The sequence below is a fragment of the Candidatus Paceibacterota bacterium genome, from assembly GCA_035452965.1.
In the GTDB taxonomy this organism is placed as follows: Bacteria; Verrucomicrobiota; Verrucomicrobiia; order Limisphaerales; family UBA8199; genus UBA8199.
In genome coordinates, this window is record DAOTCE010000015.1 from 55,870 (window position 1) to 75,827 (window position 19,958).

The 19,958-nt window shown below is 62.3% G+C and carries 11 protein-coding genes; 8 read left to right on the forward strand and 3 right to left on the reverse strand.

All coding sequences use genetic code 11. The annotated features are described in order from the left end of the window. The first annotated feature begins 3 nt into the window (after positions 1 to 3). From P5205_12840 to P5205_12860, 5 genes are all read left to right on the forward strand, one after another. Positions 4 to 1,137: an aminoglycoside phosphotransferase family protein gene (locus tag P5205_12840; protein ID HSA11247.1), complete on the forward strand. Its 1,134-nt coding sequence runs from the start codon at positions 4 to 6 to the stop codon at positions 1,135 to 1,137. A 618-nt stretch (positions 1,138 to 1,755) separates the two neighbouring features. Then, a complete protein-coding gene (locus P5205_12845; protein ID HSA11248.1) occupies positions 1,756 to 3,954 on the forward strand; it encodes a hypothetical protein in 2,199 nt (732 codons plus the stop codon). Between the two features lie 69 nt (positions 3,955 to 4,023). After that, positions 4,024 to 5,379, forward strand: coding sequence for a Gfo/Idh/MocA family oxidoreductase (locus P5205_12850; GenBank protein ID HSA11249.1), 1,356 nt, complete (start codon positions 4,024 to 4,026; stop codon positions 5,377 to 5,379). Positions 5,380 to 5,470: 91 nt separating this feature from the next. Beyond that, positions 5,471 to 6,298, forward strand: a complete 828-nt coding sequence (locus P5205_12855; protein HSA11250.1) for a sugar phosphate isomerase/epimerase family protein — start codon at positions 5,471 to 5,473, stop codon at positions 6,296 to 6,298. Between the two features lie 280 nt (positions 6,299 to 6,578). Further along, on the forward strand, positions 6,579 to 8,270 hold the full coding sequence (locus tag P5205_12860) for an ADP-ribosylglycohydrolase family protein (protein HSA11251.1): 1,692 nt from the start codon (positions 6,579 to 6,581) through the stop codon (positions 8,268 to 8,270). 18 nt (positions 8,271 to 8,288) lie between these two features. On the opposite strand, the gene P5205_12865 is transcribed toward P5205_12860, so the two are convergent. Beyond that, positions 8,289 to 9,821, reverse strand: a complete 1,533-nt coding sequence (locus tag P5205_12865) for an ATP-binding cassette domain-containing protein (GenBank protein ID HSA11252.1) — start codon at positions 9,819 to 9,821, stop codon at positions 8,289 to 8,291. Positions 9,822 to 10,006: 185 nt separating this feature from the next. On the opposite strand from P5205_12865, the gene P5205_12870 reads away from it, so the two are divergent. The 3 genes from P5205_12870 (at position 10,007) to P5205_12880 (ending at position 16,508) form a co-directional block, all read left to right on the forward strand. Then, entirely contained in the window at positions 10,007 to 10,195 is a 189-nt protein-coding gene (locus P5205_12870) for a hypothetical protein (protein ID HSA11253.1), read from the forward strand. Positions 10,196 to 10,281: 86 nt separating this feature from the next. After that, positions 10,282 to 12,477, forward strand: a complete 2,196-nt coding sequence (locus P5205_12875; protein HSA11254.1) for a hypothetical protein — start codon at positions 10,282 to 10,284, stop codon at positions 12,475 to 12,477. 386 nt (positions 12,478 to 12,863) lie between these two features. Further along, a complete protein-coding gene (locus P5205_12880; GenBank protein HSA11255.1) occupies positions 12,864 to 16,508 on the forward strand; it encodes a glycosyl hydrolase in 3,645 nt (1,214 codons plus the stop codon). 723 nt (positions 16,509 to 17,231) lie between these two features. Here P5205_12880 and P5205_12885 read toward each other — a convergent pair. Continuing rightward, positions 17,232 to 18,032: an OmpA family protein gene (locus P5205_12885; GenBank protein ID HSA11256.1), complete on the reverse strand. Its 801-nt coding sequence runs from the start codon at positions 18,030 to 18,032 to the stop codon at positions 17,232 to 17,234. A gap of 67 nt (positions 18,033 to 18,099) precedes the next feature. Continuing rightward, a complete protein-coding gene (locus P5205_12890) occupies positions 18,100 to 19,926 on the reverse strand; it encodes a 4Fe-4S ferredoxin (protein HSA11257.1) in 1,827 nt (608 codons plus the stop codon). Positions 19,927 to 19,958 lie beyond the last annotated feature (32 nt).

The window sequence follows — 19,958 nt, forward strand, 5'->3', positions numbered from 1 at the left end:
CCTATGTCTGAGAGCCAGCCGAGACACGATCTTCGCTCTGTCGCCGCGCACTTCCAGATCTACGGCGATTTCCGGGAAGCCGCGCCTTACGGCAGCGGCCACATCAACGACACCTACGCCGCCGTCTTCAATCAATCCGGCAGCTCGATGCGCTACATCTTCCAACGCATAAACCACAACGTCTTTAAGAACCCCGCCGGTCTGATGGTCAATGTCGAGCGTGTCACGACGCACATCCGCCGCAAGTTGGAGGCGCTTGGTGCGGATCAGATCTCCCGGCGCGTCCTGACGCTGGTGCGCGCGAACGACGGCAAGTGCTGCTATGCGGATGCCGCAGGCAACCACTGGCGCTGTTACCTGTTCATTGAGCACGCAACGAGCTACGACCGGATTGAGACTCCCCGGCAGGCATTCGAGGCAGCCCGGGCGTTCGGCCAGTTCCAGAAACACCTTGCCGACCTGCCGGCACCTCGACTGGAGGACACCATACCCGACTTCCACCACTCACGCAGGCGCTTTGACGCGCTGCGCCAGGCGATCGAACGGGACGCCTGCAATCGGGCCGCCGGGGTAAAAGCGGAGATCGGGTTCGCGCTGCGGCACGAGCCGCTCGTGGATGTGCTGCTGGGCCTGCAAGCGCGCGGCCAACTCCCGGAACGAGTAACGCACAACGACTGCAAGCTCAACAACGTCATGCTCGATGACGCCACCGGCGAGGGCATGTGTGTGATTGACCTTGATACGGTTATGCCTGGCCTGGCCCTCTATGATTTCGGCGATATGTGCCGCACAGCCGCATGCCCAACGCTGGAGGACGAGTCCGACCTCTCCAGGGTCGAAATGCGCATGGACATGTTCGAGGCGCTGGTCGGTGGGTACTTGGCGTCCGCAGGCCAGTTCCTGACTCCTGTCGAGAAGGACCATCTCGTGTTCTGCGCCAAGCTTATTACCTTCGAGATTGGCTTCCGATTTCTGGAGGACCATCTGCGGGGCGACCTCTATTTCAAGGTCCATCGTCCGGGCCAAAGCGCGGACCGTGCACGGGTCCAGTTCAAGATGGTGGACTCATTCGAACGCAACGAGGTGGCGATGCGCAAAGTGGTGGAGGTGGCCGAGCGCCAAGTCGGGCGACAATAGTTAATCTCGGATTTACGGGAAGTTCCAACGGTCGTTTTCACCCCTATATACCGGATGACCAATGCACAGTGAATAGAAGGTCAGCAATGGTCCCGGTCCAAAACAATCCTGGCCCCCCAACTCGTGCACTGTCCACATTTTGGACAGTTGTGCCGCCTGTCTGCTTTCTCCAGTCCCAGAAAACGCCGGTCTCCTTGGCTTGCGGATGCGGTAACAACATGGTGGCGCTACGGTGTGTATCCCATGGGGATCGCTCCCCATGGGATACACACCGTAGGCTAACCGCACTAACAAGCCATCCTCCAGCCCACCACAAGCCAATGCGAGGGTATGGCCACCCTGACGACGGTGTCGCCCGTCCAGCGAGGGTACCGGCGGTTAGAGGGGCCGCCCGAGAAGACAAATCGCCATCGGTATTCTCCGGGAGTCCGCAAAGAACCAATGAGTAGTTTCAAGTTGGAAGTGCCTTAGCGTGACGCATGTCCTGCTTGCGGGAATTCGAGGAGGTCGCCAAGCCATTTGCGCATTGCACAGTCGCCAGTTTGCTCTATAACTAGGCAATGAAGCTGCGCCATTCAGTTCCCGCCTATTGCAGCCTGCCTCCGGGTTAATGACATTATGAAAGCCTGGAAGGACTTAGCGTGCAGCAACCGCCGGTTGGGGAAAATGCGGCTTTCCCGGATGATTGTCGTGGTGACAAGCTGGGGCATGCTGGCGGCGAACATGGCGCCGAAGGCTGGCGCCGCGCAGGGTTGGTGCAAGATCCCTTCACTCGCGGCAGGGAAGGTCTTTCGCGCCGGAGCCAGCGCCACGGACGTCACGCCGACGAATTTGCCTGTCATTGTCAATGGCGGCTTCCTGACCCAAACCGCCGGCACGATTCACGACCGCTTGCATGTGCGTTGGCTGGTGCTGGATGATGGGCGAATGCGCGTGGCATTGGGTGTGTTGGACACGTGCCTGATTCCCGCGGAATTCGCAGACGCGGTAAAGGAGCGTGCGGAAAAGCTCACCGGAATCCCGGCAGACCGCATCATGCTCTCTGCTACGCACACTCACAGCGCTCCGTCGCTGATGCGATGCCTGGGCACCGAAGCTGACCCACACTACCCGGCGTTCCTGCTGCCCCGGATTGTGGCGGGCTTGCAACACGCGGCGGCCAATGTCGGCCCAGCCCGCGTCGGTTGGGCGGTCGCGTCGGCGCCGGACCACACGCACACGCGCATCTGGATTCGACGGCCTGACAAGATGCTGCCTGACCCATTTGGCGACCTGACCGTCCGCGCCAACATGCATCCCGGTTACCAGAATCCGGACACTGTTGGAGTGTCGGGGCCTTCGGACCCGGCGTTGACCCTGCTGGCAGTGCAATCACCCGAGGGCCGGCCTATTGCCGTTCTCGCGAACTATTCGATGCACTACTTCGGCGCGCCCGCCATCTCGCCGGATTACTACGGTGTGTTCGCGCGCAAGATTGGACCGCATATCGGCGCGGTGGACGCGGAGCGCGCCTTCGTCGGCATCATGTCGCAGGGCACCAGCGGCGACCAGCATTGGATGGATTACAGCCAGCCCAAGCGCGCGGTTGAGATAGACGCTTACGGCGGTGAATTGGCGCAGATTGCCGCCGACGCATACAGAACGATTACGTTCCACGATTGGGTTCCGCTAGCTATGCGCGAGAAGAAGCTGCGGCTCGGAACGCGACAGCCGGATGCGAAGCGACTGGCGTGGGCGAGCGACCTCGTCGAGAAGCTGAATGGGCGTCCGCCGCATTCGCTGCCGGAGGTGTATGCGGGAGAGCAACTCTGGCTGAAACAGAACCCCAGCCGCCCTGTGAGGCTCCAGGCCCTGCGGGTTGGCGAACTGGGCATTGCCATCTGGCCGTGTGAGGTCTTCGCCATCACCGGGCTGAAGATCAAGGCCCAAAGCCCGCTCCAGCCGACGATGAACATCGAGTTGGCCAATGCTGAGGAGGGTTATGTGCCCCCGCCCGAACTGTATCCCTTGGGCGGCTACAACACCTGGCCCTGCCGCACCGCTGGGCTGGAAACGAACGCCGAACCCAGGATGGTCGAAGCGTTGCTCAGTCTGCTCGAGAAAGTCAGCGGTCAGCCGCGCCGCAAGGTCGCCGCCTCGAATGGCGCTTACGCCCAGGCGGTGCTGGCAGACAAACCCCTGGCGTATTGGCGATTCGAGGAATGGAGCGGCCCTATCGCGCTGAACTCCGCGGGAACGCGTCGGCACGCAACGTATGAGCCGGGCGTGGCGCGATGGTTGGAGGGACCGCAGTCACCGGCATTTTCCGGACCAGGCACCATGAACCGATGCCCGCATTTTGCCGGCGGCCGGCTGGTGGCAAACCTTAAGAAGCTTAGGGAAAGCTACACGTGCGAATTATGGTTTTGGAATGGCCTGCCTAACGACTTGCGCCCGGTCACTGGGCACTTATTCGGGCGCGGCGGGCAATCCCTCGCGCTCGGCGGCACGAACAGCACGCCCGGCACGCTGGTGTTCGGCCCACTGTCGGGCCGAACTGTGATCAAATCCAAGACGTGGAATCACGTGGCGCTGGTGCGGGATGGCTCACGCGTGGCGGTTTACCTGAACGGGAACCCTGCGCCGGAAATCACCGGAGCGGCCGCGCCCGAGAAATCGCCGGACATCTTCCTTGGCGGACGCGGCGACAAGGAGGCAACATTCGAGGGCCGCCTTGATGAGGTCGCCATCTACAATCGAGCGCTGTCGCCCCTGGAAATCCAACGTCACTATCAAGTGGCCAACGCCCCCGCTGGCACAGTCGCGCTGAACCCGTAAGTCATTTACTGCATGAATCCCCACTGCAGTCTCCAAACCAAACAAGAAGCCTCACCAATGAATGCACCTATGAAGACCCAAATGAATCGTCGTGATTTCCTGAGAAGCTCCACCGCCGCCCTGGCGGCCATCAGCTTGCCAGCAATCATCCCCGCGTCGGCCTTCGGCGCCGGCAACAAGATCGCTCTGGGCTGCATCGGCGTCGGCGGGATGGGCACGGGGAACATGAAGAGCTTCCTGGCGCTCGAGGACTGTCGGGTCGTGGCCGTTTGCGACACCTACGAGGACCGCCGCCAGAAGGCCAAGAATCTGGCGGACACGCAGTATGGGGACAAAGGCTGCGCAATGCACGACGACTACCGCGAGGTGATCGCGCGGAAGGACATTGACGCGGTGATGATCGCCGCGCAGGACCATTGGCACGCCCTGATCGCCACCGCCGCAGCCGCCGCGGGCAAGGACATGTATCTGGAGAAACCGATGGGCACATCAGTCGAGCAGAGCCAGAAGATTCTCCGGGCCGTTCGCAAGCATAAGCGCGTGTTCCAGGCCGGCACGTGGCAGCGGTCGCAGGGCAAGTTCCGCCAGGCCTGCGCCCTGGTCCGCAACGGCTACATCGGCAGTCTGCGCGAAATGCAGGTTGGCGCGCCCGGCCCGCAATACCAGCCCAAGTATGCCGGCTCCCTTGAGCCGCAGCCGGTGCCCGCGGGTTTCAACTGGGAAATGTGGCGCGGGCCGGCGCCGGCCAATCCCTACAATCCGGGCCGCGTCGCGTGGCCGGATTGGTATCTCATCTGGGACTATTGCGCCGGTTTCATCTGCAACTGGGGCGTGCATTACCTCGACATCGCCTACTGGGGCTGCCCGGCGTTGGCGACGGAGCCGTGCGAACTCGAATGCCAGGGCGTCTATCGCAAGAAAGGCTTGACCGACAATATTGAGAGCTGGAATGCCACCTTCACCCTCGCCAGCGGGGTGAAAATGGTCTTCACCGACGTTTCCACCGAGCAGGAGGAGAAGACCGGCACGCGGTTCATTGGCGACAAGGGCTGGGTGCATGTGAGTCGCGCCGGCATCCGGGCCGAACCGGAATCATTGCTGCAGGTCAGACCGAAGGCCGGCGAGACGCACCTCTATGAGGTGCCGGGAGAGGATGTGACGATCGTCAGGAAGGAAGGTGGCGATCGGGCCGCCTTCAAGGAGCTTAACCACGGCCAGAACTTCCTGGATTGCGTCCGCAGCCGCAAGGACCCGATCTCGAATGTTGAGGCGACGCATGTGGCATCCTATCTGGGCCTTATCGCGGAAATCGCGGCGCGGCTCCAGACGCGGTTGAAATGGGACCCTAAAAAGGAAAAGTTCATCGGCAATCGCGAGGCCAATCAGCGGCTAAGCCGGGCGCTGCACAACGGTTGGAAACTGTAAAGAATGAAGTGGCGCCAGCCAGACAAACCACAGCGCGCCTCGGCGGGCTATGGCTGAGTGACCGGAAAACCAAAACAAAGGAATCAACAGCATGAGCAAGATCTACATTGGACTGAATGCGGAATTCTCGCGCAGCTCGGACAAGCCATTCGAGTGGGCGGTCCAGAAGGCGGCGGAGATGGGATACAAGTATTTTGAGCCGATGGTACACCTGGGCCGGGAATTGATGAGCGAAGCGGGCTATTTTCACACCGTTTCCATGTTCGACGATCCCTGGCGCATCAGGGAGGCTTGCGACAAGGCGGGGCTGAAGATATCGGGCCTTCAATCGCACGGCCCGCTGGGCCGGCCCGACGTGCACGGCGAATACATCAAGCTCGCCATTCGGGTCGCGGCCGAAATCGGCGTGCCGGTCATCAACACCGACGAAGGGATCAAGGCCAAGTGGACCACCGAGGAAGAAGACTTCGTGCTGATCAAATACACGCTGCAAGAGGCGGCATTCATTGCCGAGCGGCGGGGCATCAAGATCGGCATCGAGCCGCACGCGCAATACTCGCGCCATCCCGATGGCCTCGACCGCATCTACAACCTGGTCAAGTCGCCTGCCATCGGCATCAACTTCGACACCGGGAATGTCTACCTGTGCGGGCACGATGTCTATGCGTGGCTGGAGCGCGTCGCTTCCCGGCTCGTTCATCTCCACGCCAAAGACATCTCCGTGGCGCACTCGGACGCCGAGCGCGGCAAGGTGACGGGAACGCCCGTCGGCTGCGCCTGCGGGGAGGGAGTGCTCGACTGGGCACGGATCATCCGGATCGTTAAAGAGAAGTGTCCACGCGACATTGTGTTCTCGGTTGAGTGCGGCACGCCCGCGCAGGCGGCCAAGAGTCTCGATCACCTCTCGAAATTGGTGTAAGCCGGCGGGCGCAGGGAGTGGCGCTTGTGTCACTACCGGTTTGACCTGTGTGTTTAGCGTAGCGCAGGCGTCCTCGCCTGCGGGCTCCGGCCGCATCTCGCCCTCGGTTTGCATCCGCGCACCGACATGGCGCGCCAAACCGCAGGCGGGGACGCCTGCGCTACGCTAAACACATACGGTTTGACCTGCTGGTGCTGCCAGGCGCCAGAGTGACTGGTGGCACGTAATACGGCGGCTCTTTCTCGTTTACAGCGCCGCCGGTTTTCTGCACGGTGGCGGCATGAAACGACTCGTTCTGCTCCTGCTTGCGTTCGTTTGCACCCCAACTTTCGCCTGGCGCCTGGCGGCAGCGCCGCCCAAAGCCACCGAGTTTCACCGCCTGTCGCTGGCGGAGTTCCGCGACAAGATGATGGGCGGCTGGGCAGGCCAGATCGCCGGGGTTTGCTGGGGCGCGCCGACGGAGTTTAAATACAAGGACCAGATCATTCCTTTGGACCACGTGCCGGTTTGGAAGCCGTCGCTCATCAACAACGCGTTTGGACAGGACGACCTGTATGTCGAGATGACCTTCCTGCGCACGCTCGAGCAGTATGGCCTGAAGGTCTCCATCCGCCAGGCTGGCCTCGATTTCGCCAATAGCGGCTATCCGCTCTGGTGCGCAAACAAGGCCGGACGGGACAATCTTCGCGCCGGCATTGCTCCGCCCGATTCCGGCCACCCAAAGTTCAACAAGTGCCCGAACGACATTGATTACCAGATCGAGGCCGATTATTCGGGCCTGATCGCGCCGGGCTTGCCGCAGTTTGCCATCGAGATGGGCGAGAAGTTCGGGCGGCTGATGAATTACGGGGATGGCATGTATGCGGGGCAATTTGTCGGCGCGCTCTATGCCGCGGCCTTCTTCGAGAGCGACCCGGTGAAGATCGTCGAGACGGCGCTGCAGGCCATTCCGGCGGAGAGTCAGTATGCCGAAATGGTCCGGGACCTCGTTGCGTGGTATCGTGCCGACCCGAACGATTGGGAGAAAGCCTGGCGGCTTTGCCAGAAGAAATACCGCGAGAACCCGGACTACCAGAAGGCGTCAAACGGGGGTATTGACTGCAAAATCAACGGCGCCTACGTGTTGCTCGGCCTGCTTTGGGGCCAGCGCGACCCGGACCGCACGATCATCATCTCCATGCGGGGCGGCCAGGATTCCGACTGCAATCCGTCCAGTTCGGCTGGGGTGCTGTTCACCACGATGGGCTTTGCGAACCTGCCGGAACGATTCACGAAGGAGCTGAACCAGACCAACATCTTCAGCCACACGGTTTACAGTTTCCCGAAGCTCATTGCCGTTTGCGAGAGCCTCGCCCGGCAGGTCGTCAAGAGCGCCGGCGGCAAGGTCGCTCGCGAAAGAGGCGAGGAAGTCTTCTATATCCCCGCGCGGGCGCCGCAGCCGAGCAGACTGGAGCTGAGCTGGGCGCCCGGCCCGATTGCGAACAGCCGCTACACACCCGCCGAGATGTCAAAGATCAAGGTAGGCAACTCGCCCGCGCAGATGCACGCGGCGCTGGAGAAGTTCGCGCCTGGCTGGCAAATCACCAACTGCGGCCCCGACATGGACCCCGGTCTGCGCGCGGATTGGGGCGGCAAGAAGAATGTGCTGGTCACACATCCACTCGACGACCATACCGGCTGTGTCCTGAGCAAGAAGACCAAAGTGCCGGCGGGCAAGAAGGCCACGCTGCGACTGGTTGTCGGCCATGACCCTCAGGGCGACTTCGACCTCATTGTGCGGGCGGATGGCAGGGAACTTCTGCGCAAACCCGTATCCAAGGCCACTGCTACCAGCGACCCTTGGTTGGAGCAGGTGGTGGACATCTCCGGATTCGCCGGCCAGAAGGCGCCAAAGATCGAGCTGATCAATCAGCCCTCTGGATGGTCTTTTGAGGCGGCCTATTGGGCGGAGATTTCGGTTGTGACGGAGTAAGGCGTCCGGCGGAAGGGACTACTGCCTCGGGTTAAGGCGGAAGACGCGATTGATGGATGGCGGAATCTCGTCCGGGCGGTGCGTGACGTAAATAACCGTGGTGGCGCGGCTGCGAATAAGGCCGTCCACAGTGTTGACGAAGAAGCGCCGGTGCGCCGAATCAAGGCCCTGGCAGGGCTCATCCAGGATAAGCAGGCGGGGGCATTTCACCAGGGCGCGTGCGAGCAACACCATTCGCTGGAGGCCCGCCGACAGAGCGAAGAGCGGCTCCGAAGCGCATTCGAGCAGGTGAAACCGCACCAGCCAACGCCGGACAGCGGCGCGCTGACGCGAGGAGGGGCGCTCGAACAAGCCAATCGCGTCGTAGAGACCGGAGGCCACCACCTCGAAGCAGGTCACCGAATCGGTAAAGTGAAGGTGCAGCTCGGGCGAAACCCAGCCTATCGGCCTCCTGATCTCCCAGACAGACTCTCCCCGGCCACGCGGCTGGCCAAAGACGGTGATATCGTTGGCATAGACCTGCGGATTATCTCCGATAATGAGACTGAGCAGAGTGGTCTTGCCCGATCCGTTGGGGCCAAGCAGCGCCCAACTTTCTCCGGCGCGGACGATCCAGTTGACGTCGTGTAAAACAGTGATGTCTCCGTAGCGCACCGTGGCATTGCGGAGCCGGACCACCTCGGCGCCTGCGCGGGCAGGGGTAGATCTGGCGGGCCTATCCATTCCCTTGCGCAGCCCAGCTGTTTTAGACAGGCAAACAGGCCGCCTGCAATGGGGCAGCGATAGGATGTCCGCTCGCGAGCCGGCGGCGACAATCCGGCATTCGGCCACGCAAAGCACGTGGGTCACCTGGCGCGGGAGGTCTTCGGGCCGCGTCGCAATGAGCAGTATCCGCAGAGGAGTCTCCATGAGCCTTTCCAGAACAACGTGGAAGCGGGCGCGGGTACCGGCGTCCAATCTGGCGAAGGCCTCATCCAGAATGAGCAGCCGCATGGGACGCGACAACCCTCGCGCCAATTGGACTCGCTGCCGTTCGCCGTTGGAGAGAGAAATGAGGCGGCGGTCCAGAAAGGGTCCGACCCGGAGCAGAGCGACGGCGCGACGCATCCGGCTTTCGAAGCGGGGGCGTGCGTGTAGATGCTGTGCGGAGACCTCGAACGGATTGACCTCCATGACTCGCTCGTAAGACAGGAAATCGCGCACGCGCAAGGCGTTCTCGTCGTCGAGGCTGTTCCAGCGAGACTGGACAACGGCGTCGAGGTTTTCGGCCTTGCGGTGCTCGAAGGAGACGTGGCTGATGGCTTCCTCGGGCGCGAGTCCCGGCAGCGGCCTGAATTGGTAAAGCAGTTCCCCGCCCACCAGTGGCAAGCGGCCGCGCAAGGCTTCCGCCAGGAGAGATTTGCCCGACCCGTTGGCGCCCAGGATGGCCCAGTGCTCCGACCGCCGGAAAATCCAGGTACTGTGCTCGAACACCAGCCGGTCCCCCAGGCGGAACGAAGCGTCCAACAAGGAGAGAAATGGCGGAGGGTGATGCGGCTTTGGTAAGGTCATGCAGAAACTCGTCCGGGGCATGCTGTCCGAAGCGGCAGCCGTCTCCAAATAGAAAAGACTCCTCATCCATCGGTGTGCACGGTGTTAGGAGTTCTTTGAGCGACGCGGCGGCGAAACCGCATTGGGCTGCCTGTGGGGTGAACACCCCATAGCGGAAATTCCGGTCTGGTCTAGAATTCACGCTTATGAGAGCCTTCCTAAGGAGAAAGAGGATAGGAGTGTATTACCGTGGCTCGGGTAGGGCTTACGGCGGTCTTGGGCAGGCGCTGCATTTCCCGAGCGTTTCGGCGGCCGCCCGGCTCGCCCTCATTGAGGGTCTGGCCGACGTGGAGATAGTCTTGCGTTGCGATTACCTCACCCGCACAGCGGGCTGAGTGTGCGCGGCGCGCAAGAGTAGATCATTAACGTTCCAGGAGGATTCGCCCCCGAAATCCGCATGAATGACTGAAAGGCATTATTTGTGAGTGAATTTAACCTCGTCCGGAAATCGAGTCTCGCGGGTTGTCTCCTGCTGTACCTGGGGGCGCTGTGTTTTCAGATGCGCGGCGCCACAAACGACGACTTCTCAAATGCACAGAACCTCACCGGCGCCAGCGGCACGACAACCGGGGACAACATCGGAGCCACCAAAGCACCGGGCGAACCGGATCACGCTGACAACAGTGGCGGCAGTTCTGTGTGGTACAACTGGACCGCGCCGAGCGACGGCTCGTTCTTCTTCAGCACCTTCGGGAGCGAGATCGACACCGTGCTGGCCGTTTATACGGGCAACACGGTGAACAATCTGACGCCGGTTGCCAGCAATGGTGATGCAAACTTCGACCTCACCAGCATCGTGAGTTTCCTGGCAACGAGCGGCACTACCTATCGGGTGGCCATTGACGGATATGACGGGGAGAGCGGGGCGCTGGTCCTGGACTGGGGACCAGAAGTTCCCCCTGCCAACGACAACTTCGCCGACGCGCTGCTCATCAGCGGGACCGCCGGCAGTGTGGCCGCGACCAATGCTGGCGCGAGCATGGAAACCGGCGAACCCGACCATGCGGGGGCCCCCGGGGGGCGATCCGTGTGGTTTCAGTGGACGGCGACCACCACGAATGAGATGTCCATGACCACCGCGGGCAGCGATTTCGACACCACGCTGGCCGTATATACAGGCACAAGCGTGGATGCGCTGGCGGAGGTGGCAAGCAATGATGCCTTTGAGGAGGATGGCACGAGCGTCGTCATCTTTCTTCCCTCGGCGGGAACGACGTATCGCATCGCGGTGGATGGCTTCCCGGGCGCGATGGGAACGGTGATGTTGAATTGGGGGCCGTACGATAATGGCGCTGAGCCCGCGCTCAAGGTTAGTTTCTCGCCGCTGCGGCATTTCACGAATGACACGGACGGCTTTTGGCCGCAGGCCCCATTAATTGGATTCGGAGACCGGCTTTACGGTACGACACCCACCGATGTTACGGGCGACGGAACTGTTTTCGCGCTCAACACGGATGGCACCGGATTCACGGTGCTGAAGGCATTTGCCAGCGGCGCGGACGGAGGCGCGCCACACGCCGGATTGATTGCGTCCGGAGAGACGTTGTACGGAACGGTCTCCGCCGGCGGTGCTGGTCTCCGGGGCGCGGTGTTTGCCATCAATACGAATGGCACAGGGTTTGACCTTCTGCACAGCTTTCCACCCACTTCCGGTCCGCTGTCCACCAATGCCGATGGGGCGCGTCCGGAAGCCGAACTGGTTCTATCGGGAGACACTCTCTACGGCGTGGCGCGATACGGCGGCAACTCTGGCGCAGGAACCGTCTTCTCCCTGAAGACCAATGGAACAGCCTTCACAACGCTGCATCACTTTCCTGAAGTCCTTGGCGAGTCCGAATCCAACAGCGAGGGCGCGAATCCGGTGGGCAGCCTCGTGATCAGGGGAGACACTTTGTACGGGGCGGCCGTCACTGGCGGCAATCTGGGCTATGGAACAGTGTTTGCGCTCAAGACCAACGGCACGGGCTTTGGAACGCTGCGCCATTTCGACGGGACGGATGGACTGTTTCCCCGGGCCTTGATCCTGGCGGGAGACATTTTGTATGGAACCGCCACTGACACCTTGTTTGCGATGAATACCAACGGCACTGGCTTTAGCAACCTGGCGAGCTTTGCCGCACCGAGCCGAGGTTCTCCTGACGGTCCCATCGTATTGTCCGGTGACCGGATTTATGGGTCCACTTACCATGGTGGCATGGCGGGTATAGGCGCGATTTACTCCGTTCGCACCAATGGCGCCGGCTTTGTCTTGCTGCATCAGTTTCCGCCGACGGCTGGTCCGTCCTCAACCAATAGTCAGGGTGCGTTTCCGCGTGGGCTGAGCCTGTTCGGGAACGCGCTCTATGGGGCCGTGGAAGGCGGCGGAATATGGGGTTATGGCACCGTGTTTCGCCTGGCGTTCCCTCCGCCCATGCTCGACATGGTCGCGGATGGCGCCAATGCCCTGCTTAGATGGCCAGCCTCTCCCGGCGGGTTCAACCTCCAAACCGCCACAAGTCTCGAGGCTCCAGTAAGCTGGAGCACCAATGGTGGGGTGACGGCTGTCGTCAATGGGCAGAATCTCGTGACCAATCCCGCCACTGGCACACAGAGGTTTTACCGCCTCAAATTGCAGTGACTCCACAGACTGGCCGGAGGTGCGGTGTCCTGCTGCTGCGTCTGGGTTGCCTCTTCTTCACTATAATTGGTAGTGCGGGGATGTGCGAAGAGTGATCTAACTGTGATTCTGACTTGCGCCGAGCCAGCCGGATACAACACCGCCGAGGCATTGCCTAAGTTCAAAAAGGTGGGTAAACCAGAATGGTGCTCAGTTAAGGCGTAGATTACTCGACAATAGGCGCCTGTAAGAGGCGAGCGAACCGAAGCGGCAGCTGCCTCCAAATAGAAAAAACTCCTTGCGCAGATTCGGGCGCAATAGGGGTTGTGGTACTGGGGGTTTTCGGGTTTGCTGGTGGGGGCGTGCACCGGAAGGTGCCACCCAGGCGAGAGTCGAAAGAGAGCACTATGCGAAACAGGATCACCCCCGTAAATCTGTGGCTGACCATATCCACCATGGCCAGCCTTTTTTTGACCGCGAACCTTGACGCTGCGGCAAGCGACCTTGCCCGGGGCTTCGCTTCGCCGCCTCAGTCCGCCAAGCCGTGGGTCTATTGGTTCTGGTTGGATGGAAATATCACACGCGAGGGAATCACCGCCGACCTGGAGGCCATGCGGCGGGTGGGGATTGGCGGGGTGCTGATCATGGAAGTGGACCAGGGAGCGCCCCCAGGGCCCGCGCGGTTTGCCAGCCCACAGTGGCGCGAGCTCTTCAAGTTCATGCTCACCGAGGCCAAACGACTGGGCCTGGAAGTCAACATGAACAACGACGCCGGCTGGTGCGGGAGCGGCGGGCCGTGGATTCCGCCCGCGCTGGCCATGCAGAAAGTGGTGTGGACGACCACCAACCTGGATGGGCCGCGCCGGTTCGAGGGGGTGCTCCCGGAACCGCAAAGAGTGGCGAATTACTATGAGGACATCGCCGTGCTGGCCTTCCCAACTCCAGCGGAGTATCAGATCGAGAACATCCAGGCCAAGGCGGCGTTCATCCGTCAGGAAGTGCCGTTCAGGAAGTTGTCGGAGCCACTCCCGGTGGAGAAGACCATTGCTCGCGGCGGCAGCCGCGAGTTGACGGCGCAGATGGGCAAAGATGGCCGGCTGGCGTGGGATGTGCCGCCTGGCAAGTGGACGGTGCTACGCTTAGGCCATACCCCGACCGGCAAAGATAATCATCCCGCGCCGCTTGATGGCCGGGGACTGGAGTGTGACAAGCTGAGCCGCAAAGCGGCGGACGCCATGTTCGAGGGACTGATGGGCAAGCTTATCGCGGATTCCAAGGCGCTGGCGGGCAAGACGCTGGTGGCGACGCACATTGATAGCTGGGAGGTGGGATCGCAGAACTGGACCCTGGCCTTCCGCGAGGAGTTCAAGCGGTTGCGCGGCTACGACCCATTGCCCTTCCTGCCGGTGATGACGGGGCGCGTAGTGGAGAGCCTGGAAGTATCCGAGCGGTTCCTGTGGGACCTGCGCCAGACCATTTCAGAGTTGGTGGTGGCGAACTACGCGGGGCGGTTTCGCGAGCTGGCGCACGAACACGGGTTGCGGCTCTCCATCGAGGCATACGATGGCTGCTGCGACGACATGACCTACGCCGGCCAGGCCGATGAACCGATGGGCGAATTTTGGTCATGGACTTTTGGCAGCGGCGCGGATTGGTGCACCGAGATGGCCTCTGCAGCACACATTTACGGAAAGCCCATTCTGGGCGCCGAAGCGTTCACGGCAACGGACAAAGAGAAGTGGCTCGGGCATCCAGGCGGCATCAAGGCGCTGGGCGACTGGGCATTCTGCGAAGGAATCAACCGGTTTGTGTTCCACCGCTATGCGTTACAGCCGTGGCGGGATGTGAAGCCCGGCATGTCTATGGGGCCGTGGGGGCTGCATTACGAGCGCACGACGACCTGGTGGGAACAGTCCACAGCCTGGCACGAGTATTTGTCCCGCTGTCAGTACTTGCTCCAGCAGGGGCAATTCATTGCGGATGTCTGCTACCTGTCGCCGGAAGCGTCGCCCTATCGCTTCCGCGCTCCGCCGACGCCCGGGAACCCGTCGCATCGGCCTGCCTACAACTTCGACGGCTGCACCCCTGAGGCAGTGCTGACACGTATGAAAGTGAAGGGCGGACGGCTCGTTTTGCCCAGTGGCATGAGCTACCGCGTGCTTGTCCTGCCCGAGGTGGAAACGATGACTCCCAAACTGCTGCGCAAAGTCAGGGATCTAGTCGAAGCAGGCGCGACAGTCGTTGGGCCAGCCCCGTTGAGGTCGCCCAGCCTCTCGAACTTTCCGCAGTGCGACGAGGAAATCGCGACGCTCACGCGCGAGCTTTGGGGCGGCGGGGCAGGGGAGGGGACCAGCTTGTTCGGGCGGGGCCGAGTGATTTGGCCCATTGAGCAAAGGGAACAAGAGCCGCAGGACATGCCAGCCCGACTTGGGTCGGCCAAGTGGATCTGGTTTAAGGAAGGCAATCCGGCCGCAGCGGTGCCCGCCGGCCGACGCTACTTCCGTCGAGTGCTAAACCTGGAAGCGGCGGCAGAGGTTGAATCCGCACCAATGGTGATGACCGCCGACAATGAATTCGAGCTTTGGGTCAACGGTCGTCGTGCCGGAGGAGGAGCAGACTTCAATCATACCTTTGCAATGGACTGCGCGCGCCTACTTGTGCCGGGTTCGAACTTGCTGGCGGTGGCGGCCGTAAACGGCGCGGATGCACCCAATCCCGCGGCATTGATTGGCAACCTGATTATCAAGTATCGCAGTGGCCGCACCATCCAGGTGCCCACCGACGGCAAATGGGAGTCGGCCAGGACGGTCCAGGGCGACTGGCGCGGCGACGTGCAGGCCCCCGGAGCCTGGGAACCGGCGCTGGAAGTCGGGGCGCTGGGGATGGCGCCTTGGGGAGACGTCACGGCACAGGCGCAGGCGCCGTACCCGAGCGCGGAGGCAACTGCGGTCCTGCTGCGCAAACTGGGCGTGCCGCCGGACTTTGATTACGCGACCCAGAGCACGGAGCGGAGCCTGCGCTACATCCACAAGCGGCTTGGCAAGACAGACCTCTATTTCGTGGCCAACGAGAAGCCGCACCCCGAGGCAGCGGTGTGCAGCTTCCGCGTTCAAGGCAAACGGCCAGAGCTATGGTGGCCGGACAGCGGGAAGATCGAACAGTCGGCGGTGTATGACGAGACAGGCGGCTGCGTGCGGATGCCGATTCATTTTGACGCAAGCGGCTCGGTCTTCGTGATGTTCCGCCCGGGCGGCGACCTGGAGCGGGACCGGATCATAGCCGTGGAGCGAAACGGTGAAGCACTGGTTGACTTACGTAAGCAAGAACTGTCGGCGCCTGTGTTGGAAGAGGCCGTAATTGGGTTGGTTCGCGGCAAGGCGGGCACCGTGCAGGCGGACGTTCGTAAGCCGGGCAAATATGCATTGGTTTCCGCAGATGGATCCCGGCGGGAGTTCGAAGCCGACACCTTACCCGAGCCGTTAGAGATCACCGGCCCTTGGCAGGTGCGGTTCGCGCCCGGAGGCGGAGCGCCAGCGCAAGTCACGCTTGACCGGCTGATCTCCTGGAGCCAACACGGGGATTCGGGCGTGAGATACTTTTCGGGCACGGCGACTTACCATAGGACTTTTGACCTGCCAACGGGGTTCGCAGCACGGCACCGGCGGTTATGCTTGGATCTTGGCCGAGTTGAAGTGATGGCGGAGGTGAAGCTCAATGGCAAGAATCTCGGCATCCTCTGGAAGCAGCCGTATTGTGTGGACGTGACCGACACGGTGAAGCCGGGGCAGAACAAGTTGGAGCTGGCGGTCGTCAATCTCTGGCCCAACCGGCAAATCGGCGACGAGCGACTGCCCGAGGACAGCGAGCGCAATCCAAACGGCACCCTCAAGCAATGGCCGCAATGGCTGCTCGACGGCAAGCCGAGCCCGACCGGGCGCCACACGTTCACAAGCTGGCGCCTGTGGCAGCGAGATTCCCCGCTGGTCGAGTCTGGCCTGCTCGGGCCCGTGACGTTGCGGCCAGCAGAGCGGGTGATGCTTTCACCCAAGTGACAGGCAATTCCAATAGTGCCAGGTAGGCGCATTTGGCCCGAGAAACCGCCGACTGGCCACACTTGGCGACGCGACGCCAGGATTCTGGGCGCTAAGCACAATTGAGGATGTCACGCCTCTGTAGGGTCGTAGGCTTCGTCCTGGAGGCTGCGAATGCAGCGTTTTTGAGCCATTAAGGCCCCGCCCCATCCTCCCGCGCTCCAGTGCTCCAGCCCCCTGTTCCTCGGCGAAATTGCCGTCCATGCGGAAAGTGGTGCCGTGTCCATTTTTGAGACAGTTGCGATTGTCAGCCCCGCCGCAGGAGATCGAAGTGCCGGGGCGACAACGGTGTGACCCCCGTGATACCCCGGTGTGTATCCCATGGGGATCGCTCCCCATGGGATACACACCGTAGTCCCACCGGATTGCCGCCGTTCCATCGCCATAGTTGGACTTGGCCTGCGGGGCCTCCGGCCTGGGGCACTTGTGGTGCCTGTGGTTAGGGCGGCAGTTGGTGGGCGCGGCCGGATGGACCCGGCTTGCGGCGCGTTTTTTGAGCCCACCTGCCTGGTTGAACCGTTCTAATCGAAACTGGCCAGGTTGGATTCGGCGCTACCGACAGGGAATGCTGTAGTGGATTGCCGAAATCACGCAGTTGGATACCAGAGTGGTAAGTAAATTGTAGGCTCGCAATGACCCAGAGCTGCGAGGTGCGCAGGAAACAGCTCCCGGGGCGCAAGCACGTCAGTTAGCCTGCCGGTCCACAGACGCCTCGGCCTCGGGTGCGGGCGGCTTGGGTTGCGAGGAGGGCGGGGGAGTGGTTCCGGTGGCGTTCGGCGCGGTGGTGTCGGCGCCTGCCATTTCTTCGGATAAAATGGTGATGGCAATACGGCGGTTGCGGGCGCGGCCTTCGGGGGTGCTGTTGTCAGCCACGGGCCGGAACTCGCCGTAACCGACCGCGCCAAGGCGGCGAGGGTCCACGCCCGCGTTTTCCGTCAGAGCACGGACGGCGGCAGTGGCGCGAGCGGTGGAGAGTTCCCAGTTGCTCGGGTAACGGCTGCGGGCGGTCGCTTTGATGGGGACGTTGTCGGTGTGGCCGATGACATGGACCTTGAGGTTGGGATGCGCGGCGAGGATGGCGGCGACCTTGCGCAGGACCACGGCGCCGTCGGGTTTCAAATCGGCCTCGCCGGAGTCGAAGAGGATGCGGTCCAGGATGTTCACGGTGAGCTTGCCCTGCAATTGGGAGATGGTGACATCCCTGGATTCGAGGGCGGCGCGCATTTCGTTTTCGAGGCTCTCGTGGGTGTGCAGGACGGCTTGCTTTTCCGCCTGGAGCTCCTCGATGCGAGCCTGGCTCTCGGCGAGTTGGCCCTTTAGGCCGGCCGCATCGGCCTCAGCCTTGGCGGTCGAGGTGCGGAGGGCCTCCAATTCGGCGCGAACACGTTCTACCTCGTGTTTCTTTTCCCAGGAGACCATGGCGAGCAAACCCAGCAGCAGGGCCACTGTGAGTCCACTTGCGATCATCCAGGTCTCTTTGGGCATACGCGGTCAGTTCGGCGCCGAGTGTAGTCCGGCGCATGGGGCCCGAAAAGCCCATTCGAGAGGCGGATTAGTTCTCGGCGGAGTGCAGCCCGCCGGTGCCGGCGCGGAAGGCGATATTCATGCGCTCCGGGTTGGCAGGGAGGGGTTGGGCACAGTTCCAGTAGCAGGCGCCGCAGTGGACGCACTTCTCGCGGTCGAAGGCGGGGACGCCGGCGGAGCCGGGGGAAATGGCCTGGCCGGAGCATAGCTCGATGCAGATCTTGGTGCCGCAGCGCTCACAGAGCTCGGGGTAGAGGAAGACAACATGGTCGGCGTAACCGCTCGGGGCTTGGACCTTGCCCCCGAGCAGCAGGGCGTCCTGGTGCGACACGAGCAACTGGCCGTCATATGGAATCGCCGGCCAGCCGCAACGTTGCATGAGCACGCCGTGCAAAGAGACTCCTTTGATAGCGCATTCTTTGCGGAGCTGCTGGATCTCGGCGGCTGAAACCCGCCCGCGAAAATACTCTTCCAGCGTGGGGATGCGCTTGTAAGGGGGGAGCGGCTCCCCGCGAAGGCTAAGACGGCCTTTGGTCAAGCCCGCCAGGGCCATGCCAATCATGCCGCGCACGACACCTTTCTGGAAGCCATCGCGGGAATGTTCGGCCACGCGAGCCTCGGCCTCAACCCAGCTTGCGCGGCGGCGTCGGACATAAGTCTCTTCGAGGTTTTGGCGGGTAAAGGGCTTCTTGCCTTTAAGCAGCTCAAGGACGCTTTCGGCCAGTTGCACGCCGGTGGTCCAGGCTTCGTCCACGCCGGAGCCGGTCAGGACATTGGTTGTGCCGGAGCCTTCCCCTACGCGGGCGTAGCCGTCGCCGACGAGTTGCGGCTCACCGCGTCGTCCGGATTCACCCAGGGTCTTGGCGCCCCACGAACGGAGCTTGCTGCCCTTGAGGTGTCGCCACAGATACGGATGGAGCATCCAGTGTTGCAGGTAGCGGTAGGCGGTGCGCATGGGGCTGTCGAACCAGGATGGCACGAAGATACCCAGGGAAGCGACGCGATCCGGATGGACGTAGAGGAAACCGAAAATCTCCGGCTCCGGGAATCCGAACGTGTGCAGGACGGTGCCGGGTTTGAGGGCGCAATCCGCCGGCAGGTCCACGACAAATTTCATGCCCACCGCCCAATCGCGCGCGTGGTGGTCTTCGGGCAGGCCCAATTGAGCGTCGAGCTGCTGGCCGATAGAGCCGGTGGGGCCGTCGCCGATCACGGTGAGCGCGGCGTGGATGTCCATGCCTGGCATGAAGCCGTCGCCCGGTTTGCCTTGCTTATCCACGCCCTGGTCGAGCAGGCGGACACCGGTGACCTTGTGATCCTCGACCAGCGCCTCGGATATGGGTGTTCCGGGCCAGATTTGGACCGTGCCGGTGCTCTGGACCTGGGCGCCGACCCATTGCAGGAACTGGCCCATCGAGAGCACCAGCCCGCCGGTCTTGTGCAGGAAGGCGGGCGACCACGGAAGCTCGACGGCCTCGTGCTTCAGTGGCAGCAATCCGCTGAATGCCCGGAGGCAGGCATCGGCCCCGCGCAACGCCCAAGAGCGCCGGCTGGCACCGATGGGATCGAGCAGATAGACCACCTTCTCCTCCGCGACCGGGGCGGCCATGGGAATGTCCTTCGGGTCGAGATTGGGAAACGAGGCCCGCAGCCCGCGTGCCCGCGTCACAATGCCGGAGACGCCAAAGCCGATGTCATCGGCGCGCTCGTAGCAGAGGATCTGAGGCGGCGCGCCAGGCATAACCGCGCTTTCAACCGCGGGCGTGCCATCCGGGTTGAGGAGTTGCTTCGAGAGCGTGGTGAGGAATCCGGCGGTGGCCGGGCCGAAACCAACGCAGATGATATCCGCCTCCATGCGCTGGCGTTGGACCGCCTCAGCCCCAACTT

Coding starts and splice junctions, on each gene's coding strand:
- P5205_12860 (HSA11251.1), top strand. CDS start 6,579: ATGAAACGACTCGTTCTGCTCCTGCTTGCGTTCGTTTGCACCCCAACT.
- P5205_12880 (HSA11255.1), top strand. CDS start 12,864: ATGCGAAACAGGATCACCCCCGTAAATCTGTGGCTGACCATATCCACC.
- P5205_12865 (HSA11252.1), bottom strand. CDS start 9,821: ATGACCTTACCAAAGCCGCATCACCCTCCGCCATTTCTCTCCTTGTTG.
- P5205_12850 (HSA11249.1), top strand. CDS start 4,024: ATGAAGACCCAAATGAATCGTCGTGATTTCCTGAGAAGCTCCACCGCC.
- P5205_12885 (HSA11256.1), bottom strand. CDS start 18,032: ATGCCCAAAGAGACCTGGATGATCGCAAGTGGACTCACAGTGGCCCTG.
- P5205_12855 (HSA11250.1), top strand. CDS start 5,471: ATGAGCAAGATCTACATTGGACTGAATGCGGAATTCTCGCGCAGCTCG.
- P5205_12870 (HSA11253.1), top strand. CDS start 10,007: ATGAGAGCCTTCCTAAGGAGAAAGAGGATAGGAGTGTATTACCGTGGC.
- P5205_12840 (HSA11247.1), top strand. CDS start 4: ATGTCTGAGAGCCAGCCGAGACACGATCTTCGCTCTGTCGCCGCGCAC.
- P5205_12845 (HSA11248.1), top strand. CDS start 1,756: ATGAAAGCCTGGAAGGACTTAGCGTGCAGCAACCGCCGGTTGGGGAAA.
- P5205_12890 (HSA11257.1), bottom strand. CDS start 19,926: ATGGAGGCGGATATCATCTGCGTTGGTTTCGGCCCGGCCACCGCCGGA.